Origin of the sequence: Sphingobium sp. Cam5-1 (genome assembly GCF_015693305.1) — a bacterium.
Classification (GTDB): Bacteria; Pseudomonadota; Alphaproteobacteria; order Sphingomonadales; family Sphingomonadaceae; genus Sphingobium.
The window spans coordinates 1717956-1742798 of sequence record NZ_CP065138.1 but is presented as its reverse complement, the minus strand read 5'-3'; the positions used below and the strand labels follow the sequence as shown (position 1 = coordinate 1742798).

Sequence of the window (24843 nt, the reverse complement as noted above, 5' to 3'; positions counted from 1 at the left end):
TGCGCCAGCGCGCCGGTGGCGGTAGCGGAGCGCCCATGACTGCCAATGATGGGAAAATCGCTGTCGTCCTGCTGTCGGGCGGGTTGGATTCGATGGTCGTGGGCGGCCTCGCGCGCGAGGCGGGCTATGAACTGGTGGCGCTGACGATTGATTATAATCAGCGGCATCGCGTCGAATTGAACGCGGCTGCGCGCATCGCCGCTGTTCTTGGGGTCCGGCGGCATATCGTCCTTCCGCTCGATCTCACTGCCTTTGGCGGCTCGGCGCTGACGGCGGACATCGCAGTGCCGAAGGACGGGGTGGGACCGGGCATTCCCAACACCTACGTGCCCGCCCGCAACACCATCTTCCTGTCGCTGACGCTTGGCCTTGCCGAAGTGTCGGGCGCGAACGACATCTTCATCGGCGTCAACGCGCTTGATTATTCCGGCTATCCCGACTGCCGTCCCGAGTTCATCGACGCCTTTCAGAACATGGCGGCGCTGGCAACCAAGGCGGGTGTGGAGGGGCATCCCGTCCGGATCAACGCCCCGCTCCAGCATATGAGCAAGGCCGACATTGCGCGCGAGGCGAACCGGCTGGGGATGGATGCCGGGATGAGCTGGTCCTGCTACGATCCCGCGCCGGGCGACCAGCATTGCGGGCTTTGCGACAGCTGCCGCCTTCGCTCCAGGGGTTTTGAGGAAGCGGGCCTGCCCGATCCCACCCGCTATGCCGCCAGGCCGTAGGGAGTGGTGGGATGAGCTATGCCGTCAAGGAAATGTTCCTGACGCTTCAGGGCGAAGGCGTCCATAGCGGCCGCCGCGCCGTCTTCATGCGCTTTGCCGGGTGCAACCTCTGGACCGGCCGCGAGGAGGACCGGCGTAAGGCCGTGTGCCAGTTTTGCGACACCGATTTTGTCGGCACCGACGGTGACGGCGGCGGCAAATTCGCCGATGCACAGGCGCTCGCCGACGCGGCGCTCGCCTTCTGGGGGGGCGGTGAAGAGGGCCGCTACATTGTGATGACGGGCGGGGAGCCCATGTTGCAGGTCGATGATGCCCTGATCGATGCGCTTCACGCGCATGGCTTCACCATCGCCATTGAAAGCAACGGCACGATCGCGGCGCATCCCGGCATTGATTGGGTCTGCATCAGTCCCAAGGCAGGCAGCGACGTCGTGCAACGCAGCGGCAATGAACTGAAGCTGGTCTGGCCGCAGCCGGGTAAAGGGCACAGCATCGCCGATGTGGAGGCGATGGAAGGCTGGGCTTTCGACAACCTGTTGATTCAGCCACTCGACAGCGCGGAGGCCGCGGCGAACATGCAGGCGGCGATCGATCTTGTCATGGCGCGGCCGAAATGGCGGTTAAGTCTTCAGTCGCATAAATATCTGGGGCTTAGGTAAGGTCAGGATTTTAATCATACTGCCCTCTCCTCCGTTCGCCCTGAGCTTGTCGAAGGGCTCTACTTCTTAAAAAAAGAGAAGGGCTTCGACAGGCTCAGCCCGAACGGGTTAAAGTGCAATGCTCACTAGATAGAACAAAAGAGCGGAGGCCCTACGGCCCCGCTCATCCCACCTACTTAGCCGCCACCTTCTGCTCATAAGCCACCTGGCATTCCGGCCGCAGCTTGTCCTTCTTCCAGCATTTCTTATCGAACGAGGGCAGGGTCAGCGCATAGCTCCGGCCCGGATCGCCGTAAAATTGCTCACCCGCCAGCACCAGCGACTTCTTGATCGATCCAAGACCCGTGCGCGCCACCTCATGCAGCGACCCGCGATTGGCGAAGATCGCCTGCCGCCCGACCTGACCCGCCGCCTGGCAGAAGCCGCGCTGCGCCTGGACGGTCGAATAGCCCGAATAGATGCGCGTGCCATATTTGTCGGACGCGGCCTGACCCGGCTTGCCCTTGCCAACGGTGCGCTGGAAATAGCCGAGCAGGGCTGACTGGGCGGCATCCAGTTCCGCGTCATGGTGCGCGATCATCGCATTATAATTGCTGATCGACAGCAGCGTCGGTTCGAACTGGCACTGAAGCGCCGCGACGTTGAGCGCGGCGCGCAGGTTCCACACCAGGCCCGCGCGAATTTCTTCCGCCGTGGCGCCGGGCAGGCCGAGCGCGGTCGCCGCGTCCGCGTCCGTCAGCGGCGGGCTGGAAAAGTCGGGCGGCGACCAGAAAAACTGGGCGGCGGCCGGTTGAGCCAACAGCGGCGCGGCGGCAATCATCAACCCGGCACAGATCCGGCGCAGCGTGGAACAGGATGTCATGACTTCCCCTTTTAGAATGGCGGCCTTTGTGAACGACGATCGGGCAGGGCTTCTCTTATATATGCCTCGCGTCCGGCGCCTGTATTGCGCCTGAACGTCTTGCTCCGTCTATTGATCCGACAGCACCTCCGCCTCGCCCTGCGTCGCATTGGCTGCGGCAGGTTCCGGCTGAGGCGCGGCAGCGGCGCTGTTATTCCCTCCGGCAGAGGGCAGGGCGGCCGACGGCGCTTCGCTCTGCACGCCGTCCAGGTCCGTCATGGCGTCGGTAGTCGTGCCATCGACGACCTCCAGATCCTTCATCTGGACCGTGTTGCTCCCCTTGTCGTCCTTGCCGCACGCTGCCAGCGCGGTGCAGCCGGTCAGCAGCAAGGCGGTAAAGATCATCCTCGCTTTGCAGCGCATCCGGGTCTCCCAAACATGTGATGCCCGGCGGCCCCCACCCGGCGAAGGCGCAGACCCTAGCCGTCCGATCCGCATTGCTCAACCCCCGCGCCACAGCGCCGCAACCGGCCCAGAAAGGCAGGGAAATGCGCCTTCAAAGCCGCATCCAGATCGGCCATCGAGGCATATTTGCCCAGCGCCGCGATGCTGGTGACGGGATATTCGGCAAGCCCGCACGGCACGATGCCGCCAAAATGGGACAGGTCGGGGTCCACATTGATCGAAAAGCCATGCAGCGTCACCCACCGCCGCACCCGGATGCCCAGCGCGCCGATCTTCGCCTCGCGCCCGTTGAGGTCATCGGTCCAGATACCGATCCGCCCCTCCGCCCGTCGTGCGGCAATGCCAAGGTCGCCCAGCGCATCGATCATCCATCCTTCCAGATGATGGACGAAGTTGCGCACATCCTTGCCCCGTTCCCGCAAATCGATGTTGAGATAGCCGATCCGCTGCCCCGGCCCATGATAGGTATAGCGCCCACCGCGCCCCGCATCATGCACCGGAAAGCGCGGATCGATCAGCTCTGCCGGATCGGCGCTCGTTCCCGCCGTATAAAGCGGCGGATGTTCGAGCAGCCACACCCGCTCGCCCGCCTCCCCCTCAAAGATCGCCGCCGCCCGCGCCTCCATGTCGGCGAGCGCTTCCGGGTAATCGACCGGCGCCGAATCGACCCGCCATTCGATCTGGTCGGCCACCGCAGGCGAAGGGGAAGAGGATGACATGGCACTTCCTTGACTTGGGCGAGGGGAGCGATCAAGTCTCCTCCCCGATTTTAAGTACGGGAAAAGGCGAAGATATGGCGGCGATGTCGATCGGCAAGGCATGGGAAGAAGCGGTCGCCTTCGTCGCGCGCGAACGCAGCCTGCTGTTCCCTGTCGCCCTGCTCTTCGTCGCGCTGCCCGGCCTCATCCTTCAGGAGATGACGCCGCCCGAACTCGCCGCCTGGACGATGGAAAAGGGCGCCATGCCCGACATCCCGCCCAGTTTCATCCTGTCCACGCTGATCGGCGTCATCATCATCTGGTTCGGATCGCTCGCCCTGTTCGCGCTGGCGTTAAGGCCCGGCATCAGCGTCGGCGAAGCATTGCGGCTCAGCCTCTCCCGCCTGCCCGTGCTGCTCGGCACGGCGCTTGTCGTGATCGGCGTGCTGCTTGGCATAGCCATCGTCGGCATGATCATCGTCGTCGCCTTCTCCATGGTGGCAAAGCCGGTTGCCGCAGCCCTTGCCGCGTTGCTCGTGACCGCTGGCGGCGCCGTCATGCTCTTCGCCAGCGTGCGCCTCCTGCTGCTCAACCCGGTAGTGATCGACGGCCATGAAGGCGTGATGGCCTCGCTTCGGCACAGCTGGGCGCTGACGCGCGGCCATTTCTGGCGGCTGCTCGGCTTCATCCTGGTGCTGACGCTGCTCTCGGCCATCGTGGGGTCGGCCGCGCAAGTCATCTTCGGCCTGTTCGGCCGCCTGATCGCCGGAGCGGAAGGCGCACGGCTCGTCGGCGGTGTCGCAGCTGCCGTCGTCTCGACCGTGGTGCAGGTCTATATGCTCGTCATGCTCGCCCGGCTTTATCGTCAGGCGGAGGCGGGCTGACCCAGCATCGGCACATGCGGCGCCGCATCGGCGCTCAATAAACCGGCCAGCCGAGGATCAGCGAAAATCTCGACCTCCCGCTTATAGGGCGCAAATCCCGCCCGCTGATAAAAGCCGAGCGCGCGCGGACTATCCAGCGTGCAGCTATGCACCCAGAAACGGTGCACTTCCTTGCGCCATGCTAGCGACTTGGCCTGCGCCATCAGCCATCCGCCAAATCCCTTGCCGGTCAGCTCAGGGATAAGGCCAAGGAAGCTCAGTTCGCAGTCCGGCAGAGCCCGGAAATCCAGCTCCAGCAATCCCACTTCCACGCCGCGCGGATCGGTGATCGCAAAAATCTGCACCGCCGGATCATGGATGATCGCGGTCAATTCCGCATCACTCATGACCAGGCGAGAGAACCAGAGCCACGGCTCCCCCACCCGCCGGAACAGCGAGCGATAGACTTCGGGCGCTGGCGCCTTCCACGGCACCAGCCGCAACGGAGCAGGCGGAATCGGCGCAGGCCGGGGACGCTCCACCATCTCCAGATAGGTCACGATCGTCGCAATCTGATCATTGGCGACCGGCGTCAGCGGCATGGGTTCAGCTCCAGCTCGCCATCGGCGGCAGGCTCATCAAAATCGCATCGACATTGCCCCCGGTCTTCAGCCCGAACAGCGTGCCCCGGTCATGCACCAGGTTGAATTCCGCATAGCGGCCACGCCATTCCAGCATTGTCCGATATTCTTCCTCGCTCCAGCTTTCGCCCATTCGCCGCCGCACGATCGGGGGAAAGGCTTTCAGGAACGCCTCGCCCACCGACCGGGTAAAGGCGAAATTCGCTTCAAATCCGGCATAATCCCCGCACTCCAGATGGTCGTAGAAGATGCCGCCAACGCCCCGATGCACGCCGCGATGAGGAATGAAGAAATACTCGTCAGCCCACGCCTTGAAGCGGGGATAATAGTCCGCATCATGCGCGTCACACGCCGCCTTGAACTCGCCATGAAAGCTCGCCGTGTCCTCGTCCCGGGGCAGGGGAGGGTTAAGGTCCGCGCCACCGCCAAACCAGCTTTTGGACGTGATCAGATAGCGCGTGTTCATATGCACGGCGGGCACATGCGGATTGGCCATATGCGCGACCAGGCTGATCCCCGTCGCGAAAAAGGCCGGGTTCTCTCCCGCGCCATGGATGGTCTTGGCAAAATCCGGCGCGAACTCGCCCGAGACGGTCGATACATTGACCCCGACCTTCTCGAATATCTTGCCCTTCATGACCCCGCGCACACCGCCGCCGCCGTCGCCCGGCGTCAATCCCGGCGCTTCGCGGTCCCACGGCGTATAGACAAAGGAGGCATCGCTGCCCGCCTCGCGCTCGATCGCCTCGAATTCCGCGCAGATGCGGTCGCGCAGCGATTCGAACCAGTTGCGGGCAGCCTGCTGTTGGGGATTGAGGACCAAGGTCATTGGGAAATCTCGATCATGTTGGGAATTGTCCAGTCTGGCGAAGGGCTTCGGCAACCGCGATGCCCGTGGAAACGGCAATGTTCAAGGACCGGAAGCCCGCAGCCATGGGGATTCGGACGCGCAGGTCGGCCATGTCCCGCACCGCGTCGGGCACGCCCGCACCTTCCGATCCCATCAACAGCACGTCATTTCCGTCAAAACGCACCTCCGGCAGGGGTTGCGATGCATGGCTGCTCATCAGCACCAAACGACGGCCCTCCGCACGCCGGACCTGGTCAAACGCCTCGAAATTGGCGTGGCGAGTCACCTCCGCCGCCGCGCCATAATCCATCGCGGCGCGTTTCAACTTGGCGTCGGAAAAGGCGAATCCCATCGGCATGATGATGTCCACGGGCACGGAAAAACAGGCGGCCAGCCGCAATATGGCGCCGACATTTCCCGCGATCTCGGGTTGGTAAAGAGCAATACGCATGGCCCGCGCATAAAGCAGCAGGGCAAATTGTCATAGCCATCGCCAGTTTGCTGTTGGCAAAGAAGCCACAGTGGGTCTATCAGGCCCCCGAACCACGCCAGGGGGAAAGGCGAGGCCCATATTCCGTGGGCGGCGCTACTCTCTCGATAATCAGGGCCGGAAACGGCAATGTGGCGGGTAACAGGGACGTCTTTGCAAGGGTTGAGGTGCATGGCGAGCGTTGAACATACGGACAGCCAAGGTCTATCCGGCGAAGGTGGAGTGCGTCGTCGCGACTTCATCAATATCGCCGCAGTAAGCTTCGCGGGGGTCGGGGCTGTCGCCGTCGTCATTCCGCTCGTGGATCAGATGAACCCCAGCGCGGACGTGCTGGCGCTGGCATCGACGGAGGTTGATATCTCGTCGATCCAGCCGGGTCAGGCGATCAAGACGACCTTCCGCTCGCAGCCGCTTTTCGTGCGTCATCTGACGGACAAGGAAATCGCCGAAGCCGACAAGGTTGACGTGTCCTCCTTGCGCGATCCGCAGACGCTGGAAGAGCGCACCGTTGCTGGCAAGAAGCAGTGGCTGATCACCATGGGCGTCTGCACTCATCTGGGCTGCGTGCCGCTGGGTGCCGGTGAAGGCGAGAATCGCGGTGAATTTGGCGGCTATTTCTGCCCCTGCCACGGTTCGTCCTACGACACGGCGGCCCGCATCCGTAAAGGCCCCGCGCCCAAGAACCTGGAAGTGCCGAAGTTCAGCTTCACTTCCGACACCGCCATTCTCGTAGGCTGAGGTAAGAAACCATGAGCTTTCCCTGGGCTGAGCATTATACTCCCAAGCATCCCGCGATGCAGTGGATCGACGAGAAGCTGCCGCTTCCGCGCCTCGTCTACAACGCGATTGGCGCCGGTTATCCGGTCCCACGCAACCTCAATTATTTCTGGAACTTCGGTGTTCTCGCTGGCCTCGCGCTGGTGATTCAGATCGTCACCGGCGTGATCATGGCCATGCATTATGGCGCCAACACGCTGGTCGCGTTCGGCACCGTTGAACAGACGATGCGTGACGTGAACGCGGGCTGGCTGATGCGCTATGCGCATGCCAACGGCGCCAGCTTCTTCTTCATCGTCGTCTATCTCCACATCTTCCGCGGCCTTTTCTACGGCTCCTACAAGGCGCCGCGCGAAATGGTCTGGCTGCTCGGCATCGTCATCTTCCTCCTGATGATGGCGACCGCGTTCATGGGCTATGTGCTTCCCTGGGGGCAGATGTCCTATTGGGGTGCGAAGGTGATCACCGGCCTGTTCGGCGCGATCCCGGTCGTTGGTGAGCCGATCCAGACCTGGCTGCTCGGCGGCTTTGCTCCTGGCAATGCTTCGCTCAACCGCTTCTTCTCGCTGCACTTCCTGCTGCCCTTCGTGATCGCTGCGGTCATCATCCTGCACATCTGGGCGCTGCACATTCCGGGTTCGTCGAACCCGACCGGCGTGGAAGTGAAGGGTCCGCAGGACACCGTTCCGTTCCATCCCTATTATACGGCGAAGGACGGTTTCGGGGCGGGCGTGTTCTTGATCCTCTTCGCGATCCTGTTGTTCTTCGCGCCGAACTATCTCGGCCATCCGGACAACTATATCGAAGCGAACCCGCTTTCGACGCCTGCGCATATCGTTCCTGAATGGTATTTCTGGCCCTTCTACGCGATCCTGCGCGCCTTCACCGTGGACTTCTTCTTTGTCCCCGCGAAGCTGCTGGGCGTGCTGGCGATGTTCAGCTCGATCCTGATGCTCTTCTTCCTGCCCTGGCTGGATACCTCGCCGGTGCGTTCGGGCAATTATCGTCCGACCTTCAAGAAGTTCTTCTGGATCCTGATCGTTGACGTGCTGATCCTGGGCTATTGCGGCGGCGCGCCTGCTGCCGAACCCTATGTGATGATCTCCCAGATTGCGGGCGCTTATTATTTCGCCCACTTCCTGATCATCCTCCCGCTGATCTCGCGCTTTGAACGGCCGCTGCCGCTGCCGGGCTCGATCACCGAATCCGTGCTCAACCGCTATAACATCAAGGGCGAACAGGATGCGCTTCCCGGAATGGGTGCGGATCCGCAGCCGTCGAACGCCGGCTAATAGGGGACAAGATCAACATGGTTCGCATCGGCGCATTTCTCGTCGGCCTCTTCTTTGCTGGCTGGCTGCTGATCTCCTTCCTGGTGGGCGCGGTGGCCTATGTCTCCGAACCGCCCGCCGCGACGGTGGAGCATGAATTCCACAAGCATCCCAAGGAAGTGGACTTCTCCTTTAACGGCCCCTTCGGCAAGTTCGATCAGCCCCAGCTGCAGCGCGGCTTCCAGGTGTTCAAGGAAGTCTGCTCGGCCTGCCACAGCCTGAAGTTCGTCGCTTTCCGCGACCTCAAGGGCATTGGCTACAATGAGGCGGAGATCAAGGCGATCGCCAAGCAGTGGGCGATCAAGACGCCTGACGTTGATCCCAAGACGGGTGAGATGTCGACGCGTGCTCCGGTCCCGGCGGATTACTTCCCCAAGCCCTTCGCCAACAATGTTGCGGCGATGGCGGCGAACAACAATGCGATCCCGCCGGATCTGTCGCTCATGACGAAGGCGCGCCATGATGGGTCGGCCTATGTCTACTCGCTGCTGACTGGCTTCCAGAGCCAGCCTGCTGAGCTACTGAAGCACTTCCCGGATGCCAAGACGCCGCAGGGGCTGCACTACAACCCCTATTTCGCCAACCTGAACCTGGCCATGGCTCCCCCGCTGACGGCTGACGGTCAGGTGACCTATGGCGACGGCACCAAGGCAACGGTTGACCAGATGGCGAAGGACGTGGCCGCGTTCCTGACCTGGACCGCCGAACCCAAGCTTGAGAACCGCCGCCGCGCGGGTCTGGCGACCATCGTGTTCCTGCTGATCGCAACGGCGCTGGCCTATATGTCCTACCAGAATATCTGGGCCGACAAGAAAAAGGCCGCCTGACCGCCTTTCGGCCAAGGGAATGAATAGGGAAGGGGCGCGGCGTCATGATGACACCGCGCCCCTTTTTCATTGGGAGTTTACATGGATCTAGATGAACTCGCCGCGCTGGTCCGGACCATCCCCGACTTTCCAAAGCCCGGCATCCTGTTCCGCGACATCACGACGCTGCTCGCCGATGCGGATGGCTTCTCGGGGCTCGTCAGCGGGCTTGCCGCGATCGCCCGGCCGCTCGACGCTGACATCGTCGTTGGCATTGAGGCGCGCGGCTTCGTGCTTGGATCGGCACTCGCTCATGCGCTTGGTCTCGGCTTCGTTCCGATCCGCAAATCGGGCAAGCTACCCGGCAAGACCGTCGGCATCGATTATGTGTTGGAATATGGCACCGACCGCCTCGAATTGCATGAAGGACAGATAGGGCAGGGCGCCCGCGTCCTGCTGGTCGATGACCTCATTGCCACCGGCGGGACCGCTCTCGCCGCCGCCCAGCTCCTCCGCGAACAAGGCGCCACTTTGCTCCTGGCCCTCTTCGCCATCGACTTGCCCGACCTCGGCGGCCGCTCCGCCCTCGAAGCCGACGGCATCGCCACCGCCGCCCTCCTCAAATTCCCCGGCAATTAACGGTTTCCTTCATGAATTTCCCCCGCCAACCAAATTGCGAACTAATCGCCGGAAAGCGCATCCTCTTCCTAATGGCGATCGAGGATGAATACGGCCCGCATCTCCGTTCCCGCTTCACGCCACTAATGACAGGCGTTGGCCCCATCGAAGCCGCGATCACAACCAGCCTGGCGCTTCAGCAACTTCACCAACATGATGCTCTGCCTGACCTTGTTGTGTCACTGGGCTCAGCTGGCTCCCGCGCCTGTCAGCTGGGGGAGGTCTATCAGGTCGCAAGCGTGTCCTGGCGTGACATGGACGCCTCCCGCCTCGGTTTCGCAAAGGGGGTGACTCCGTTCATAGATCACCCCGTCGATCTACCGCTGCACGCCCCTCTCGACATTCCCGCGGCGCGACTTTCAACCGGTGCAAACATCATAGGCGGCGAGGAATATGCACTTATAGACGCCGATATGGTCGATATGGAAACCTTCGCCATCACCCGAGCCTGCCAGCGCTTCACCGTCCCCCTGATGGGCCTGCGCGGCATATCCGACGGCCCAGGAGAACTGAACGATATGCTCGGTTGGACACAACTCCTCGCATTGCTTGACGAGCGGCTAGCGGTAGCAGTTGATTTACTAGCCGACACGTTGAACCAGGTGAGCAGCTAATTTCGCAAAAAGATAGCAGAGACATGCAAAACCCATCAGTCGTTCGCTGAATCGAATGTCAGTGTTGCGCGTGCCCGACCGAACTTGCGACCCCTGCGATGTCAAGGCGATGGCAGGTGCCAAATTTTTCCATATAAATCAAGGGTATAAGCTGATTTCGTGGCGGTTCTGCCCCAAATTTGCCCAGTTCGGCTGTAAGATCAAATCGTCCCAAACCGTCACCTTCATTTGCCACAATTTTGGGTTCGTCAAGAGTGTATGGGATTTTGGCGCTTTCATCACCGGCATTTGGTACCTGTATTCCCCGATGCCGGATCTTTTGTAAGCCTTCATTGATTCTTGTGGGATCGGCTTGCTGAAGAAATCTATGCTCCTCTTTCGAGCAGCGAACGGGCGCGGCCCACACGACGCGGAGCGCCGCTGTCTGCTAGGCATGCCGTGCAATTCGTTTCGTCCTGACGCTTCGCTGGACCGGTCGCCAAGTCGCTTTAAGTATTGACGAAGGCGCCGCAAAACTGGCAGTGCGCTTCCTCCTGACGGGCGGGTATAGCTCAATGGTAGAGCACTAGCCTTCCAAGCTTGTGATGCGGGTTCGATCCCCGCTACCCGCTCCAGTCAGAAACCCTTGGAAATTCGACGTTTTTTCTCCATCGCTTTTAGCATGGAGCATCTGACCTCGCGGTATCGTCGCAGTAAGCGCCGGGGCGAGGGCCTCGATCTCGTCGATAATCTCCTGTGTGGTGCGGAGCGCGAGGCCTAAAATGGCCGGATCCGGGCTGGTGTAAATGTCGCTGATCGCGAACGGGACATGGCCCAGCATGTTTCCCTGCCGCCGGTTCGCCTCTCCGATGCGGCGGCGGACCAGTGCGGGACATCAACCAGAAAATGAGTTTCGGGCCAGCCTGACGATCGCCCGGCAAGTCCGATCCCCGCTCTCCTCTTGTCCCAGGTCCGGCGGATGGTGGTGGCCACAATCCAGTGGTCGTCGGCTACGGCCACTGTCCGGGCGCGGACAGAGGTTGAACATCGCGGCCAATGTGGGAATGTCCGCACGGTAGGGGATCGGGTCACCTCAATCTGCTGACGCGCCTTGAACTGTGCCTTCTGCCCTGGATTGTGTTGATGGCGGCGGCTAGCTGCAGGACGCGGGATAGCGATCGTTCGCGCAGGACCAAGTCTTTCGGGCTGATAACCGGCCTCTGTATGGCCCATTTGCGGAAATGATCCACCCAATGACAGCGCACGCCAAATCGGGATCAGTTTTTGCCACATAGTCAATGACATACGCCAGACGATGCCGCGCGGCCTCCTGACCCGCCTTACCTTCCATCAGGATCACATTAGGGCGTAAACTCATAAGCGCGCTTGAGGTTTGTCGCTCGGCATGATTCAGGCTCCCGATCTTGGGAGATGTTGGATGGCGCGACGGCGGTATGAGCTGACGGACAGAGAGTGGCTGATTATCGAGCCATTGTTGCCGAACAAGCCGCGTGGCGTGCCGCGCGTCGATGATCGCCGGGTGTTGAATGGCATTCTCTGGCGTTTCCGATCGGGCGCTCCGTGGGCAGAGATCCCGGAGCGCTATGGACCATCGACGACCTGTTACAACCGGTTCGTCCGCTGGCGAAAGGCTGGGTGTGGGATCGGCTGCTGGCGGCGGTTTCCGCAGGCTACAATGGCGAACTGGTGATGATTGATTCCACCTGCATGCGCGTCCACCAACACGGTGCGACGGGTAAAAAGGGGGAGCCGGAGATCATGGCATGGGACGTTCCAGGGGAGGCTTTACGACCAAGCTCCACGCTCTTGTCGACGCTGATGGACGTCCTATCGGCCTGAGACTGACCGGAGGGCAGGTTCACGATGCCTGTAAAGCCGAAGCATTGATCGAGAGCATTCCTGAAGGCGCCACCCTTCTGGGCGACAGGGCTATGATAGCACCGCCATCCGCGAAGCTGCGGCCGCCAGGAACATCTGGGCCAACATCCCCAACCGTTCCAACCGAACACAGCGCTTCGGATTTTCGTCCTGGCTCCACCGCCAGCGCAATCTCGTCGAACGTTTCTTCAACAGGATCAAGCAGTTCCGGGGCATCGCCACCCGATACGACAAGAACGCTGCCAACTATCTCGCCGCCATCAAGCTTATCTGCGCGCGCCTGTGGTGCAACGCGTGATGGGTCATCGCGTAATTGCGGCTGCTTCCCTCGGGCCTCGGTTGAGGCGCACACTTCTGGTCGTCGAATCCTGAAGGAAGGAAGCAGCCATGAAGCATTATGCCGGATTGGACCTGTCGATGGAAACCACGCAGGTCTGCATTGTCGACGAAAACGGTCGCAAGCTCGTGTCGGAGAAGGAGGAGAGCTCTCCAGAAGCGATCGCCACGCTGCTGGAGCGGTATGGCCCGATCGAACGCGCGGTGATCGAGACTGGCCGCATGTCGCCGGCGATCTGCCTTGGCCTTCGCGATCTAGGCGTCCCGGTGGTGTGCATTGATGCCCGGCAGGCGCACCAGAGCCTGAAGGCGATGAAAGCGAACAAGACCGATCCCCACGACGCCGCCGGGCTCGCGCAACTGGCGCGGACGGGGTTCTACAAGGAAGTGCACGTCAAATCCCCGACAGCCCATGGCGTGCGCAGCGTGATTACCGCGCGTGGTCACCTGGTCGAGGCACGCGTCCGGCTCGACAACATGATCCGCGGTCTTTGCGCCACGTTCGGCTATCGCCCAGGTGCAGGGCAAGGAAAGGCATTCCTTGAAAGGATCATGCAGGCGGCACACATCCCGGGCCTAGGCGATGCCATCACGTCCTTGCTGTCCGTACGAGCCGAGCTGGTCGAGCAGATCAAGGAAATGGATCGCCGCCTGCGCATCATCGCCAGCCAATCGCAGGCCTGCGAAATCCTCCTGACCATCCCGGGCGTCGGCGTGCAGACATCGGCCGCCTTCGCCGCCGCGGTGGATGAGGCGGGCCGCTTCCGACAATCACGCAATGCTGGCGCCTACTTCGGCCTAGTGCCCAGACGCCATCAATCGGGCGAACTCGACTGGACGGGCCGGATCACCAAGCAAGGTGACGGGACCGTGCGCAAGTTGCTGTATGAAGCTGCCAACTCGATCCTCACCCGAAGCCGGGAGACCTTTGCCCTGAAGACATGGGCCATGAAGATCGCCAGGCGTCGTGGCCTGAAGAAGGCCCGTGTCGCGCTCGCCCGCCGCCTCGCAGTGATCATGCACGCCATGCTGCGCGACGGCACTTTGTTCCAAGCATGAGATAGAGTAGAACCTGTTTGCCAGCGGTGAAGCGTCAAGGCTGATCCGAGGGCGGTGTCCCAAGAGGGAACGCAGGGACGAGCGATCTGCGAAGGTGGTCAGATGGGCCGAAGAGCCCGCATCGAGTCAATGCAACGTTCGCCTCTGTGAGACCCGATACAGCACGACCAAGCTCCGGCTCGGCCAGTGCGGACAGATCCATGAAACCCTCAAGGGATCACACCGCCCCGCTCTGCAATTACAGATCTGCGCCCTAGTCCCCGATTGCGTCGATCACACCGGGGAAGGGTGGTCCGGGGGCGATGTCAAGGCGGCGCGTCGTTGGAATTTCTTCCCAGAAAATCAACGGAATAAAGGAATTTCTCGGAGTGTCTGCTCAGAATTTGCCCAAGTCGGTCATCGGAACGGTTCCTTTGGCGAAGGGTTGCATTGAGGAGGTGTCGGGTCAAGCTGTTCCTCATCGCAGTCAAATGAGATCAATGATTGGAGTTGATGGAGCCGAGCGCGGATACGCCATCCTCCGATCTGCAATGACCGCTAAATCTGTTGGTTAGGCGAAAGATTCTCGCATGAGTTCGCACCCAATCTCCCTTGCGGACGCATCTATTTTTTGCAACAGCACCATCGCGGTTGATTCAGGGAAGTATAATGAGAATTTGTATCGTTGGCGCAGGCTTTTCGGGAGCCACAATAGCACGCTATTTGGCCGAAAATGGTATCGCCAGCCTTGTCATCGACGAGCGAAATCACTTGGCCGGCAACTGCCATACCGAGCGTGACCCCGAAACGGGTGTTATGGTCCACAAATATGGCCCACATATCTTCCACACCGGGATCGAGCGCGTGTGGGAATTCATCAACCGCCACGGTGTGATGATGCCCTACGTCAACCGCGTAAAGGCGAACGTTGCAAACAAGGTCTATTCGCTGCCGGTCAATCTGCACACGATCAACCAGTTCTTCGGCAAGGCGTTATCGCCGAAAGAAGCGCGCGCCTTTGTGGAGTCCAAGGCACGCATGGACATTGTAGATCCGCAGACCTTCGAAGATCAGGCTCTGCGCTTCGTAGGCAACGACCTCTACGAAGCGTTCTTCAAGGGCTATACCCGCAAACAGTGGGGCTGCGAGCCAAGCGAGTTGCCCGCCTCGATCCTCAAGCGCCTCCCGCTGCGCTTCAACTACGACGACAACTATTTCAATCACCCCTACCAGGGCATGCCGCGCGATGGCTATACCGCGATCATCGCCGACATCCTCAACCATCCGGGAATCGACGTGCGCCTTGGCGTACGCCACGAGGATCTGGCCGAGGACTTCGCGCACACATTCTATTCCGGCCCGCTCGATCGCTACTTCAACTATGATCTGGGCCGCCTCGGCTACCGCACGCTGGATTTCGTACCGGAGCGCGCCGAGGGCGACTATCAGGGCGCTGCGGTTATCAACTACCCGGACGAGAGCGTCCCCTTCACCCGCATTTCCGAGCATAAGCATTTCGCGCCTTGGGAAGCCGCGAGCTTCGAAAAGACCATCGTGTTCCGTGAATACAGCCGCCTTTGCGGCCCGGACGACATCCCCTATTACCCGATCCGCATGGTCGCTGAGACAAAGTTGCTGGAACAATATGAAGCGCGGGCTGCGCAGGAACCGAATATAACATTTATTGGCCGATTGGGCACTTATCAATATCTCGATATGGATGTGACGATCGATCAGGCGATGGATGTGGCTGAAGCGTGGCTAGCCAAGGCCAAGGTCGCCAGCTTGTGATCTCTGATCGTTCTGGATCTGAGGCTATCACAGTAACGAATATGACATCACATGACTCGCGTTTGGACATTCTGAAACAGATAGGGCGGAGAATATGGGCCGCTCCGGGGGGCGTGGCAGTGCTGCCAGCAGGTCTTCTGCTGGCGGCGTATGCCACAGGTCTTTTCCAGTCCGAGATCGCACGCGCCCAGGACGAGCCCATTGTACGGCGCGAAGGTACGCTGACATATACGACGATACAGAATAATGGAGGAAAGAAGCAGGTTGGCGGGAATTACGCCGCGCTTCAGTTTTCCAATGATGCCAGTTCCGCCTTTTACGGCTGCTACAAAAATCGCAAGGCTGACAAGCGATCTGGCGGCGCCACCGTTCTTGCCGGCGACGACCTGTGCGAAGTTCAGGCGAACGGCTGGGATGGCGCCACCTATAATACCAGCGGAACGTTGAATTTTGCCGTCGATGGGCCTGTGGGCCGAAATGCGGTGCCGACAAATTTCGCAGTCTGGCTGGGAACCGCCAAGGACTCCGGGATCTCGCGAAATCAACTCGGCTTCCTGATCGATCAGCATTCCAACGCCTATTTTCGCAACGGCAATGTCGGCATCGGTTCGATCTTTGGTTACAATCCGCCCGCAACCTATGATGAAAAGCGCGCTCCGCCATTTCCCCTGACGATTGCGACCCAGAAACCAAGTGCCGCATTGGCTGCCTTTCAGGCAGGGCAATCCACCGGCGGCGCCCAAATCAATACTGAAAACGGCTATTCCGCGTCACACCCGATTTATGGTTTCTGGGGCGATCCAACAACCGGCCTTGGCCATTCGGCCGCCGGCACCGTCAACATCATTGCTGCCGAACGCGAAGTTGCTCGTTTCGATGCCAAGGGGACTATGCAAATAGCCGGCACAGCCGAGAGCGAAGCGGTGCGGCTGCGCCCGATCCGTTATGCGTCTTTACCTGCCTGCGATGCCGCCAATGCCGGGACTGTTGCCTATGTCGCTGACATTCTCAAACCCGTTACTGCCTGGCGCCAACGGATCAACGCCGGTGGTGGAAAATATTCGGCGTTCATTGCCTGTGATGGTGAGGGCTGGCATGCATTTTAGCTGAAACATCGCTGATATAGGCCCCTGACATCGTCATGATTGTCACTAGGGAAGCTCACAGGGGCTACAGCTTTCGCTATTTGAATTTTTCGACACGCACGGCAGAGCAAAACAAGGAAGTCGAAGGTATTCCATGAACGTTTCGATGGATGTAGTTGTAACAACGCATAATGATGCAGAGTTTTTGCGGGAAGCTTTGCTATCCATAATATATGGATCAAAAGGAACCAACCTTGTCCAGAGCATAGTAGTTGTAGATGATGCCTCTCGCTCATCCGAAGCAGAAATGGCCGATAGAATCGTTGATGAAATACGCCTGATTCACAGCGATATTATACTTATCCGGAACAGTGGAAATTGTGGCCTTTCTCATTCGCGCAACCGCGGTCTGCGCTTCTGTTCCGCAGAATATGTTACTTTCCTGGACGCCGATGACCTGAAGCCCGCTGGATGGGGCGCCATGGTGAAGGATATCCTTGAAGCTGAAAAGCCAGATTATCTTTTCACCGCTTCGGCATTAATCGATGATCAGCAGAATTTTTTGCCCTTTTATGACGAGGACAGATTTTCGCGCCTGTTCAAAGGGAAATCCATTCAAGCATTCGGATCCAATACACGATTTATTCCGCTTATTCTGGAGCCGCAGATCGGAAACAAATATTTCAAGCTTGAGTTTATTAACAAATACCTATTCCCTATTGGACGAAAGTTCGAAGATCTCTATCTCATTGCGAGAATGACTCTCGATCTCGACAATGTCTTGGGTGCAAATGTTATAACGCATCTTTATAATGTGACTGAACGGTCCAGCCGCGTCACTATGATGCCAAAGCTCAAAGGGGATATTATCGGCAATCTTGCAGGTCTGTCCGCGATTTACGCACATCATTTCGATTCCAAGGCAGACAAGCTACGGCTCGAACGCAATCAGGCAGGGAGCTTGAGCGCCAAGAATCTGGATCGCCAGTTGCGTGTACTCGATCTTGAACGTCAGCTAGCTTTCGCAGCGCTGAAATGCGCATTTGCCCGCATGCTCGATTGGTCGATCAACACGATCGGGATCAGCGACGTGGAAGCTTTTGCTGATCGCGCGGCCCGTGTCTTGCAGAGCATGCCGACGAATCCCTCGGTTGCCAAATTGCTGGGCGATGTCGGTGATCCCACCACGTTCAAATGGTATGACGACCTAGTAAACATTCTGATCAATGGTGACCGTGGCTACCTCGGCCAAGTCTACGCATAAAGGTGCGGCAATGAGCTCCAATATCAATAAATTGACACGAAAATTGAGCAGAAACCTGCGCAGCCTTGGCGTAACCGATGCAAAAAAATATACAGATGATGGCGAAATATGGCCTCGTTTTAACACACTTGCCGAGGCTATGAGCGGCTGCAAGGATGGAACGCGGGCGATCGAATATTATAAGACGCTGGCCGTCGGCAATGAGGTCATCCGCCCGATTGTTTCCGATAGCATCGAGCGTTTTCTTTCGGTTTATCGACCGACGATCCTGCTTCCAATTGCGCAGGATGGCGTCATCGTCGATATCGGCGCAGGCTGCGGCCTGTTTGCTGTCTTTGCCGCGCTTCTCCATCCGGACAAGCAGGTCTGGGCGTTTGAAGCAGATTCCCAGCTTTGCGATATTGCGCGCGAAGCTGTCGCCAATCTGGCCATCAAGAACATCGAATTGGTGAATAAGGCCGTCGTACCGCAGGATTGGCCAACAACCCAGAACCAGATCAATGTGTTCGAAGATGGCGTCTTCCGGTCACTGCGCACCAAGGGCAAGCAGGAGGTCGCGCTACTCAGCGTCAATGATCTCCCCTTTGGCACCACCACCCCAATCGCGCTGCTCAAGCTGGTTGCCCCAGGCATGTTCCTGCAACTGGCCTCGGAACTGGTGGAGCACAGCCAGACGCTGTTGGGTGAAGTCTGGAAGGCTGACTACGGCGCCAAAGATCATGCCATGATTTCCGCACTTCTCGACACGGTGCCGTCAGGATGCGTTCGGGACGCCGAAAGCGGACTGCTCTACAAGACCCATGCGTCTAGGCGGACCACCCGCACAAAAGCGTCATGGTCTCCGGCCATTTTCCCGGCAAAGGCGGAACCGCTGAATACGGTGATCATTCCCGTATATAATATTGGAGACCTGGTTGAACCATGCGTTGAGTCCATCATCAAATCGATCGATCGGCCAACTGAAATTCTGGTGATCAACGATGGCAGCGCCCAGGCCGAAACGCTGCAGTCGCTGGCGAAAGTCGCCAAGATGGCTCATACCAAGGTGATCGACAAACCCAATGGCGGTTGCGCTTCCGCACGCAATCTGGGCTTGCAGATTGCTCAGGGTAAATATGTCACCTTGATCGACGGCGACGATTTTGTCGAAGAATGTTTCCTGCCGCTGCTTAATGAAGCAATTTATGTCGGAGCCAGCAATATAGCTGAGATCGGATTTGCAGATTATAGCAGTATAACAGGGGAAGTATCCGACAATATCGAGCCCTATACGGACCGAGCTCTCAGAAGTGGGATGATCGGTTACGAAAGCAACATGTGGAACATTTTGCGGCGCCAGCCTGCAATATGGCGTCGCCTGTATCGCACAGAATGGTTGCGTCAGAATGGCCTGAATTTTCCTGAGCGCATTAAAGCTTATGACGATATGGAGTTTCAGTTCATCTCCCTTTATCTAAATGGGGGTGTTTCATACGCCAATGCGCGGGGTTATTATTATCGCAAGGATCGTCCGGGCCAAGATGTCAAAGCATCGGATACACGCCATTTCGGTACGTTCCAGATGCTTGTTACGATGGAAAATTTTCTGCGTAACCGACGGGCACCGCGCGACCATTTCGTGCTGTTCGACCTGTTCACCCTTGATTGTTTGAGCTGGTCCTATTCATTGATCCACCCTCAACTCCGCACGCCTTTCCTTGAAGCATCGCGGGTTTTCATGATGGGCGGCAAGAGCTTCGATCGCGCTGCCAATGTTCATTGGGAGATCAGTCAGCGTATCAATTCGCCTGATAGCGACTTTGCGCGCGATTTTTGCGCCGAAATGCCGGATCACAATGCTCTCGAACGATTCCATAGCAGCGCCCCTGCCTATATGGATCATATCTATGACTATCATTTCCCTCTGGAGGTCAGCAGCTAATCATGATGCTGACGGATCCGGGCCTTGAAACGTTACAATGCCGCGCGAATTGACGTCGGGTTGGATGAGTGAAACCGTCGAATTCTATGAAATAGAAGGGGCGCATTATATGATTCTCAGTGAGTTTGGAATTGGCCACCATTATTGGCACGAGGAGAGGCGGACAGCTATTTGTGTGCCACCAAAATGTGGTTGCTCGGCAATAAAATATGCGCTGCTGATGGCCAGCAATCCACATCTGGGTTCGCTGTTCGCGCAAGATATGTCGCGCGTTCACAACTATTCCCATTTGGTTATGGCAAAAACACCCTCGCAGATTTCGAGATCATCGCGACGTGTTTTTGTCACGCGAGATCCTATTGATCGGGTAATTAGTGCATTTGTATCTAAATTTATTATGGCTCCTGAAAATATAGTTATAAAGAATATTTGTGATATTTCGGAAGTTCCATCCGATCTCATGACATTCCGTACCTATGTTGAAACAATATCTAATATGCCGGACTCTTATCTTGATCCTCATTTTAGATCACAGGAAAGCTTTCTCGCTCTTCCTCCGGAGGAGTACGAATTTTTATCTTTGGATTTCGGCGATAAAAAAAAATATTCGGAATTTTTGGAAGGTATATATTCCGGATCAAGTGAGGAATATCTAAAATTAAATGAAAAGCATGAAGATGTTCGGGCTGGCCTATCAGCTAACTATGATTTTTTGGCTGTTCTCGGACAATTTTCAGATTTTCCAGTGAAAAAGATTCGATATTTGCGTGAAAATGGAAGCAATATACGGAAATCTTTTTTCATGTTTGATGGACTCTCGGACATAATCCGCAAAAGGTTCGATTTTGATTTTGAATTGAATGAAAAAATTTGAACCTGATTTTGCTGCCTTTTATGTAATGTATAACCTTCGTTATTTCGCGATACAGGAAGTCATGCACGGAACTGCCTTTGTCTGATCAGAATTTCGTACAATCAATATACCTGAGAGAACCGTGCGACAAGCTGGTTATGAAGATGTATGGAAATGCCCATGTTCTTGAACAAGCACTGATCTGTTCTGCAGGTAGTAAAATAAAGATTGATGGGTTATTTGGTCGTTTCTTTGCAAGCCATTGGTTCAATGAAACAAATATAGACAGGGTATTCTTTTGTTTCCGATTTCGCGGTGATATAGCTATCAGCATAATCGCTCAGGACATGGTTACGGGGCGCGAATGGATCGTTACGCAATATGCTTGCCAAGCTGATGATGAACGTGAAATCGCTTTGCCGATCGACCTTCAAGAATGCGCCCAAGCCTCGCTCTACGCGCAATTCTCCTGCAATCTTCCTTCTTCCGTCCACGATCCGCGCTGGACGAGCGATGCCCCTCCTTTGCGCTCTTGCTCACTGGCGTTGGTGGCAATTGTATCGGAGGCGCCCGAAGGTGTCTTGCACCCGGTTGAAGCTCTGGCGCGCCGTATTGCCGCAGCAGATCGCTCCGCTGTAATTGACATTCATATCATTGACCTGACGGTCGATCAGTCCTGCGCCGAAGCTGTAGCGCAAATTTCGTCGATCTGTGATTTGCCTCCTATCCGCGTGGATCCTTTTGCTCCAGGGCAGGGAGTATTGCAGCGAGCATTGGCTGTAGTGGCTTGCGGGCGCGCGACACATATTCTGATCTTATCGGGCGAAGCATCTATCGAACCGTCCTTTTTCGATCGTGTTCGGTACATATTATGCCATGCCAGAGAAGATATCAGGCTGAGCGCCACCTACCTCGATCGTCATTCGCTCCGAATTCCTGTCATGGTCGGTCCCGGATTTGCGAGAAGCCCGATCGATGCGAACGCTTGCCAACGGCCGGATTCTGATGGTTGGGGCGCCATCGCGCTTCCCCGCGAGGATATTTGTAGACATGGCCTTCCATTTCCGCTTCACGACGATGCACGCGAATATCGCCAGCGTTTGATGGACGGCGGCAGGAAGATGCTGGTTTGGCCCGATGTGGCTGTTTCAGGGCGACCGCGGTTACAGACCAGCCCGCCTTGGGCAGCATTTTATGAGGCTCGCGATGCCCTGTTCCTTCGCGTCTGGCAGAGGCGGAGCAGAACGGCAACCGCTCTTGAACTCAGCGGCAAGCTGCTGACACATCTCATTCATTATGATTATTTGCGCGCAAATCTTATGCTGAAGGGCATGGCCGCCTATCGCGCCGGCGCCCCGGCTCTACTGGCCTGGAGCGGCAAGGATCATGCTGAACTGGTTGCAGGTGCGGCACCCCGTTACAGGTGTGAAGGACAGCGCTTTCCACCATTACGCACCCGTCGTCTTTCTCCTCGCGCGTCTGGGAGATGCGCCTGGAAAATGATCAGGGCGTTAATGTCAGACCTTTTCCTACCAGGCCTCAAGCCGCTGATCCGACGTGGTTTTGTGCGAGCAGAAAATTTGACACCTTATTTCGAGCCGCGGCCAAAACTGATACTCATTCGCCATGCCGCAACCCGACGCCTAGAAGAACGGCAGTATGATTGGAAACGGTGCTGGTCTCTGGTGGCAGGTTTTGTTTGCCTGATGGTGAGGCTGGCCCTGCGCCGACGCACGGAATTTCATCTGAACTCCATGGCGTCGTTTGATTTCTGGAACGTTCATTCTGACGCCCAGCGGCAACCCAACCCTTGACTGACATGAAAAAATGACCTGGAATCGGCTCCAAAGCCTGGCTCTGCCAGATCGCACGAGGGATATATCCGCAGCCCTCTACGTCCGATCCGATCTCGGCAACCTGGTGATAGACGATCATGGCGCTGTCATCCTTCATGACGGCCAATCGGTCCGCACGGACACTTTCTTCAATGGCCTGTCTGTCGAGAAGTGGAAAGCCCATTGCCCGGTCCAGCGATTGGCGTTGTGTCTCAGAGGAGAAGGGCAACTCATCGTCCGCTTCGGGCTGCGCCGGACCGGCATGGATCGACAATGGATATATGAACGTCCGACCGATCTGAACGACGGCGAAACCGTTATCATCGACCTATCCTTTTGGCCCGACCTGCACGCCGGCTTGCTTTATTTCAGCCTGGAAGGAAAAGGCGGCCAAGCCAGTATTTATGACTGTTGGTATGCCACCAGCGATCCACCATTGCGTCCCGTTCGCATCGGCATGGTTATCACCCATTACAATCGGCCGACACATGTCCTTCCCGCCGCGCAGCGCATTGCTCAGGAATTGCTGACTGATCCTGCTTATCAGGACCAGGCAGCGCTCATAATTGTCGATAATTCGCGCAATCTCGATCCATCCGACATTCCCCAAGCGATGGTGATCCCCAACCGAAACCTCGGGGGTTCAGGCGGCTTCATGCGTGGCCTCCTCTATCTCAAAGACACCGGCAGATTCACACATGCCCTGTTCATGGATGATGACGCGGCTTGCGAGATTGAGTCCATCCGGCGCAGCATAGCGGTTTTCACCTACGCCATCACACCCCGCCTTGCCATTGCGGGCGCACTACTGAGCGCGGCCGATCCCCATCGCTTGATCGAGAAGGGAGGCAGTTTTGAAACATATTGCCACGCCCATCATACTGGGCTCGATATGCGGATTGTCGACGATTTGTTGAGCGCAGAACAAGAATCGGAGGTCGCCAATTATGGCGCATGGTGGTTTTTTGGCTTTGCGATCCATGATGTGGAACATTTCGCATTCCCCTTCTTTCTACGGGGAGACGACGTCCAGTTTTCGCTTGGCAACCGCTTCAATATACTGACTATGAACGGTATTGCATGTTGGGGTGATGACTTTGGTATAAAAGATACGCCATTCTATAATTATTTTGATAACAAGCATCACCTTATACATGCACTGTTAGGTGCCAGCGATGCAAAGTCAGCCTCTCGCGTCGCGCAAGGATTCTTCGGCGGTAAACTAAAATCCTATTGCTATGCAGCTGCCGCAGCTGTCTCACTTGCCGTCGAACATGTTTCAAAAGGGCCGCAGATCTGGGCTGATAATCCGGATATGGAGGATATTCGAAACGAATTGGCCGAATTATCTTCAAAGCAGAAAATGGCGCCGATATCTCCGGCACCCACATATTGCCTTCCAGTGCACCGCAAGTTGGGAGGCATGGGTCGAGCGCTTCGCTCGATCTCTCGCAACGGATTACGTTTGCCGCGCTGGTTGCTGCGCAACAAACCCGTTGCGCAGAGGGTGACGGCCATGGCCAATAACGCAGCGATCTTCGGCTATCGGCGCGTCTTATATTTCGACGATATGACCGGCATGGGGTTCATAGCGGAACATGATGCCCGCAAGGCGAAACGGGAGCGGGCCTTGTTCAAGCAGCGTCTGCGGCATTTTGAAGATCATTTCGATTCGCTGCGCGTCGCTTATGTGGAGGCCTTGCCCCATCTGACATCCCAAGCTTTTTGGGAAAGCGCGTTCAATGAAGGAAAGCATCCGTCAGCCATTCAGCCGGGCAAATGACCGTTCATGATACTCTATGCCCTGATCTATATCAGAAAAAGAGCGCAACATACCGTTTTCTACGACATAGACGGCATTACAGTTTTCGCGAATGAAATGCATTTCATGAGTGATGATGACCATCGCCTTATCACGACGTTTGTTCAGCAATTCATTACGACTCTTTTCCTGGAACCGCTGATCGCCGACGGCAATCACCTCGTCGATAATCAGGCAATCGAAATCAATTGCCATCGATATAGCAAAGGCGAGGCGCGCGCGCATGCCAGCGGAATAGCTTTTGACAGGCTCGAAAAGGTAATGGCTAAGTTCGGAAAATTCTTGAACATAGGACAGCAACTGACGATGATCTTCGCCATATATGCGGCAAATGAACTTGAGATTGTCGTATCCTGTGAGGCTTGACTGAAAACCGCCAACAAAGCCGAGCGGCCACGATACACTCATCGAGCGCTTGACCGTACCTCTGGTCGGCTGCTCTGCGCCGCTAACTATTCGAACAAGAGTCGATTTACCAGCGCCATTTGGCCCCAAAACGCCGATTTTCATGCCCGGTTCAATTTTCATCGACACGTTGTCGAGCACCCGATGTGGACCTCGGCGAGTATGATAGACTTT

General features: G+C 57.5%; 24 protein-coding genes, 1 tRNA gene and 1 pseudogene. 18 read left to right on the top strand and 8 right to left on the bottom strand.

All coding sequences use genetic code 11. The annotated features are described in order from the left end of the window. Nucleotides 1-35 precede the first annotated feature (35 nt). Both queC and queE read left to right on the top strand, forming a co-directional pair. Nucleotides 36-728, top strand: coding sequence for a 7-cyano-7-deazaguanine synthase QueC (gene queC, locus IZV00_RS08765; RefSeq protein ID WP_196224303.1), 693 nt, complete (start codon nucleotides 36-38; stop codon nucleotides 726-728). An 11-nt stretch (nucleotides 729-739) separates the two neighbouring features. Further along, complete coding sequence (gene queE, locus IZV00_RS08760; RefSeq protein WP_196224302.1) at nucleotides 740-1387, top strand: 7-carboxy-7-deazaguanine synthase; 648 nt, start codon at nucleotides 740-742, stop codon at nucleotides 1385-1387. Between the two features lie 172 nt (nucleotides 1388-1559). Here queE and IZV00_RS08755 read toward each other — a convergent pair whose 3' ends face one another. From IZV00_RS08755 to lipB, 3 genes are all read right to left on the bottom strand, one after another. Beyond that, complete coding sequence (locus IZV00_RS08755; RefSeq protein WP_196224301.1) at nucleotides 1560-2249, bottom strand: hypothetical protein; 690 nt, start codon at nucleotides 2247-2249, stop codon at nucleotides 1560-1562. Nucleotides 2250-2357: 108 nt separating this feature from the next. Then, complete coding sequence (locus IZV00_RS08750; protein ID WP_196224300.1) at nucleotides 2358-2651, bottom strand: hypothetical protein; 294 nt, start codon at nucleotides 2649-2651, stop codon at nucleotides 2358-2360. A gap of 56 nt (nucleotides 2652-2707) precedes the next feature. Further along, nucleotides 2708-3412, bottom strand: a complete 705-nt coding sequence (gene lipB / locus IZV00_RS08745) for a lipoyl(octanoyl) transferase LipB (protein ID WP_196224299.1) — start codon at nucleotides 3410-3412, stop codon at nucleotides 2708-2710. A gap of 74 nt (nucleotides 3413-3486) precedes the next feature. Here lipB and IZV00_RS08740 point away from each other — a divergent pair, with 74 nt between their 5' ends. Further along, entirely contained in the window at nucleotides 3487-4275 is a 789-nt protein-coding gene (locus IZV00_RS08740) for a glycerophosphoryl diester phosphodiesterase membrane domain-containing protein (protein WP_196226582.1), read from the top strand. On the opposite strand, the gene IZV00_RS08735 is transcribed toward IZV00_RS08740, so the two are convergent. Genes IZV00_RS08735 through IZV00_RS08725 form a run of 3 tightly spaced genes read right to left on the bottom strand, consistent with a single transcriptional unit; the run spans nucleotide 4257 to nucleotide 6196 of the window. Further along, on the bottom strand, nucleotides 4257-4856 hold the full coding sequence (locus IZV00_RS08735; RefSeq protein ID WP_196224298.1) for a GNAT family N-acetyltransferase: 600 nt from the start codon (nucleotides 4854-4856) through the stop codon (nucleotides 4257-4259). The genes IZV00_RS08740 and IZV00_RS08735 overlap by 19 nt on opposite strands. A 4-nt stretch (nucleotides 4857-4860) precedes the next feature. After that, entirely contained in the window at nucleotides 4861-5724 is an 864-nt protein-coding gene (gene hemF, locus IZV00_RS08730) for an oxygen-dependent coproporphyrinogen oxidase (protein WP_196224297.1), read from the bottom strand. A gap of 13 nt (nucleotides 5725-5737) precedes the next feature. Beyond that, nucleotides 5738-6196, bottom strand: coding sequence for a tRNA (cytidine(34)-2'-O)-methyltransferase (locus IZV00_RS08725; RefSeq protein WP_196224296.1), 459 nt, complete (start codon nucleotides 6194-6196; stop codon nucleotides 5738-5740). 210 nt (nucleotides 6197-6406) lie between these two features. Between IZV00_RS08725 and petA the strand changes: the two genes are divergently transcribed. The 5 genes from petA (at nucleotide 6407) to IZV00_RS08700 (ending at nucleotide 10441) form a co-directional block, all read left to right on the top strand. Continuing rightward, the gene (petA, locus tag IZV00_RS08720; RefSeq protein ID WP_196224295.1) at nucleotides 6407-6973 is read left to right on the top strand and encodes a ubiquinol-cytochrome c reductase iron-sulfur subunit; all 567 of its coding nucleotides are present in this window, start codon (nucleotides 6407-6409) and stop codon (nucleotides 6971-6973) included. A gap of 11 nt (nucleotides 6974-6984) precedes the next feature. Continuing rightward, nucleotides 6985-8304: a cytochrome b gene (locus IZV00_RS08715; protein ID WP_196224294.1), complete on the top strand. Its 1320-nt coding sequence runs from the start codon at nucleotides 6985-6987 to the stop codon at nucleotides 8302-8304. A gap of 17 nt (nucleotides 8305-8321) precedes the next feature. Further along, on the top strand, nucleotides 8322-9170 hold the full coding sequence (locus IZV00_RS08710) for a cytochrome c1 (RefSeq protein WP_196224293.1): 849 nt from the start codon (nucleotides 8322-8324) through the stop codon (nucleotides 9168-9170). A gap of 81 nt (nucleotides 9171-9251) precedes the next feature. Beyond that, on the top strand, nucleotides 9252-9788 hold the full coding sequence (locus IZV00_RS08705; protein WP_196224292.1) for an adenine phosphoribosyltransferase: 537 nt from the start codon (nucleotides 9252-9254) through the stop codon (nucleotides 9786-9788). Between the two features lie 11 nt (nucleotides 9789-9799). Continuing rightward, nucleotides 9800-10441, top strand: coding sequence for a 5'-methylthioadenosine/S-adenosylhomocysteine nucleosidase (locus tag IZV00_RS08700; protein WP_196224291.1), 642 nt, complete (start codon nucleotides 9800-9802; stop codon nucleotides 10439-10441). 58 nt (nucleotides 10442-10499) lie between these two features. On the opposite strand, the gene IZV00_RS21145 is transcribed toward IZV00_RS08700, so the two are convergent. Beyond that, nucleotides 10500-10847: a hypothetical protein gene (locus tag IZV00_RS21145; protein WP_230463149.1), complete on the bottom strand. Its 348-nt coding sequence runs from the start codon at nucleotides 10845-10847 to the stop codon at nucleotides 10500-10502. A 134-nt stretch (nucleotides 10848-10981) separates the two neighbouring features. Here IZV00_RS21145 and IZV00_RS08695 point away from each other — a divergent pair. The 10 genes and pseudogenes from IZV00_RS08695 to IZV00_RS08650 all read left to right on the top strand — a co-directional run bounded on the left by IZV00_RS08695 (nucleotide 10982) and on the right by IZV00_RS08650 (nucleotide 24225). Continuing rightward, nucleotides 10982-11055, top strand: a tRNA-Gly gene (locus tag IZV00_RS08695). A gap of 803 nt (nucleotides 11056-11858) precedes the next feature. Further along, nucleotides 11859-12617: pseudogene (locus tag IZV00_RS08690) on the top strand (IS5 family transposase). An 89-nt stretch (nucleotides 12618-12706) separates the two neighbouring features. After that, nucleotides 12707-13714, top strand: coding sequence for an IS110 family transposase (locus IZV00_RS08685; RefSeq protein ID WP_196224290.1), 1008 nt, complete (start codon nucleotides 12707-12709; stop codon nucleotides 13712-13714). A gap of 591 nt (nucleotides 13715-14305) precedes the next feature. Next, entirely contained in the window at nucleotides 14306-15484 is a 1179-nt protein-coding gene (gene glf / locus IZV00_RS08680) for a UDP-galactopyranose mutase (protein WP_329604454.1), read from the top strand. Between the two features lie 113 nt (nucleotides 15485-15597). Further along, on the top strand, nucleotides 15598-16590 hold the full coding sequence (locus tag IZV00_RS08675; protein ID WP_196224288.1) for a hypothetical protein: 993 nt from the start codon (nucleotides 15598-15600) through the stop codon (nucleotides 16588-16590). A gap of 133 nt (nucleotides 16591-16723) precedes the next feature. Then, nucleotides 16724-17833 carry a glycosyltransferase family 2 protein gene (locus tag IZV00_RS08670; protein WP_196224287.1) on the top strand — a complete coding sequence of 370 codons (1110 nt, stop codon included), beginning with the start codon at nucleotides 16724-16726 and terminating at the stop codon, nucleotides 17831-17833. Nucleotides 17834-17843: 10 nt separating this feature from the next. Next, the gene (locus IZV00_RS08665) at nucleotides 17844-19754 is read left to right on the top strand and encodes a glycosyltransferase (protein WP_196224286.1); all 1911 of its coding nucleotides are present in this window, start codon (nucleotides 17844-17846) and stop codon (nucleotides 19752-19754) included. A gap of 37 nt (nucleotides 19755-19791) precedes the next feature. After that, a complete protein-coding gene (locus tag IZV00_RS08660; RefSeq protein WP_196224285.1) occupies nucleotides 19792-20628 on the top strand; it encodes a sulfotransferase family 2 domain-containing protein in 837 nt (278 codons plus the stop codon). Between the two features lie 77 nt (nucleotides 20629-20705). Beyond that, nucleotides 20706-22421: a hypothetical protein gene (locus tag IZV00_RS08655; RefSeq protein ID WP_196224284.1), complete on the top strand. Its 1716-nt coding sequence runs from the start codon at nucleotides 20706-20708 to the stop codon at nucleotides 22419-22421. Nucleotides 22422-22434: 13 nt separating this feature from the next. After that, nucleotides 22435-24225, top strand: coding sequence for a hypothetical protein (locus tag IZV00_RS08650; protein WP_196224283.1), 1791 nt, complete (start codon nucleotides 22435-22437; stop codon nucleotides 24223-24225). Here the strand turns inward: IZV00_RS08650 and IZV00_RS08645 are convergent. Beyond that, nucleotides 24202-24810: an ABC transporter ATP-binding protein gene (locus tag IZV00_RS08645; RefSeq protein WP_230463148.1), complete on the bottom strand. Its 609-nt coding sequence runs from the start codon at nucleotides 24808-24810 to the stop codon at nucleotides 24202-24204. The two genes, IZV00_RS08650 and IZV00_RS08645, sit on opposite strands and share 24 nt — an antisense overlap. Nucleotides 24811-24843 lie beyond the last annotated feature (33 nt).

Excerpts from the sequence above, each read along its gene's own strand:
- queC (WP_196224303.1), top strand. The coding sequence starts at position 36 with ATGACTGCCAATGATGGGAAAATCGCTGTCGTCCTGCTGTCGGGCGGG.
- queE (WP_196224302.1), top strand. The coding sequence starts at position 740 with ATGAGCTATGCCGTCAAGGAAATGTTCCTGACGCTTCAGGGCGAAGGC.
- IZV00_RS08755 (WP_196224301.1), bottom strand. The coding sequence starts at position 2,249 with ATGACATCCTGTTCCACGCTGCGCCGGATCTGTGCCGGGTTGATGATT.
- IZV00_RS08750 (WP_196224300.1), bottom strand. The coding sequence starts at position 2,651 with ATGCGCTGCAAAGCGAGGATGATCTTTACCGCCTTGCTGCTGACCGGC.
- lipB (WP_196224299.1), bottom strand. The coding sequence starts at position 3,412 with ATGTCATCCTCTTCCCCTTCGCCTGCGGTGGCCGACCAGATCGAATGG.
- IZV00_RS08740 (WP_196226582.1), top strand. The coding sequence starts at position 3,487 with ATGGCGGCGATGTCGATCGGCAAGGCATGGGAAGAAGCGGTCGCCTTC.
- IZV00_RS08735 (WP_196224298.1), bottom strand. The coding sequence starts at position 4,856 with ATGCCGCTGACGCCGGTCGCCAATGATCAGATTGCGACGATCGTGACC.
- hemF (WP_196224297.1), bottom strand. The coding sequence starts at position 5,724 with ATGACCTTGGTCCTCAATCCCCAACAGCAGGCTGCCCGCAACTGGTTC.
- IZV00_RS08725 (WP_196224296.1), bottom strand. The coding sequence starts at position 6,196 with ATGCGTATTGCTCTTTACCAACCCGAGATCGCGGGAAATGTCGGCGCC.
- petA (WP_196224295.1), top strand. The coding sequence starts at position 6,407 with ATGGCGAGCGTTGAACATACGGACAGCCAAGGTCTATCCGGCGAAGGT.
- IZV00_RS08715 (WP_196224294.1), top strand. The coding sequence starts at position 6,985 with ATGAGCTTTCCCTGGGCTGAGCATTATACTCCCAAGCATCCCGCGATG.
- IZV00_RS08710 (WP_196224293.1), top strand. The coding sequence starts at position 8,322 with ATGGTTCGCATCGGCGCATTTCTCGTCGGCCTCTTCTTTGCTGGCTGG.
- IZV00_RS08705 (WP_196224292.1), top strand. The coding sequence starts at position 9,252 with ATGGATCTAGATGAACTCGCCGCGCTGGTCCGGACCATCCCCGACTTT.
- IZV00_RS08700 (WP_196224291.1), top strand. The coding sequence starts at position 9,800 with ATGAATTTCCCCCGCCAACCAAATTGCGAACTAATCGCCGGAAAGCGC.
- IZV00_RS08685 (WP_196224290.1), top strand. The coding sequence starts at position 12,707 with ATGAAGCATTATGCCGGATTGGACCTGTCGATGGAAACCACGCAGGTC.
- IZV00_RS08670 (WP_196224287.1), top strand. The coding sequence starts at position 16,724 with ATGAACGTTTCGATGGATGTAGTTGTAACAACGCATAATGATGCAGAG.
- IZV00_RS08665 (WP_196224286.1), top strand. The coding sequence starts at position 17,844 with ATGAGCTCCAATATCAATAAATTGACACGAAAATTGAGCAGAAACCTG.
- IZV00_RS08660 (WP_196224285.1), top strand. The coding sequence starts at position 19,792 with ATGCCGCGCGAATTGACGTCGGGTTGGATGAGTGAAACCGTCGAATTC.
- IZV00_RS08650 (WP_196224283.1), top strand. The coding sequence starts at position 22,435 with ATGACCTGGAATCGGCTCCAAAGCCTGGCTCTGCCAGATCGCACGAGG.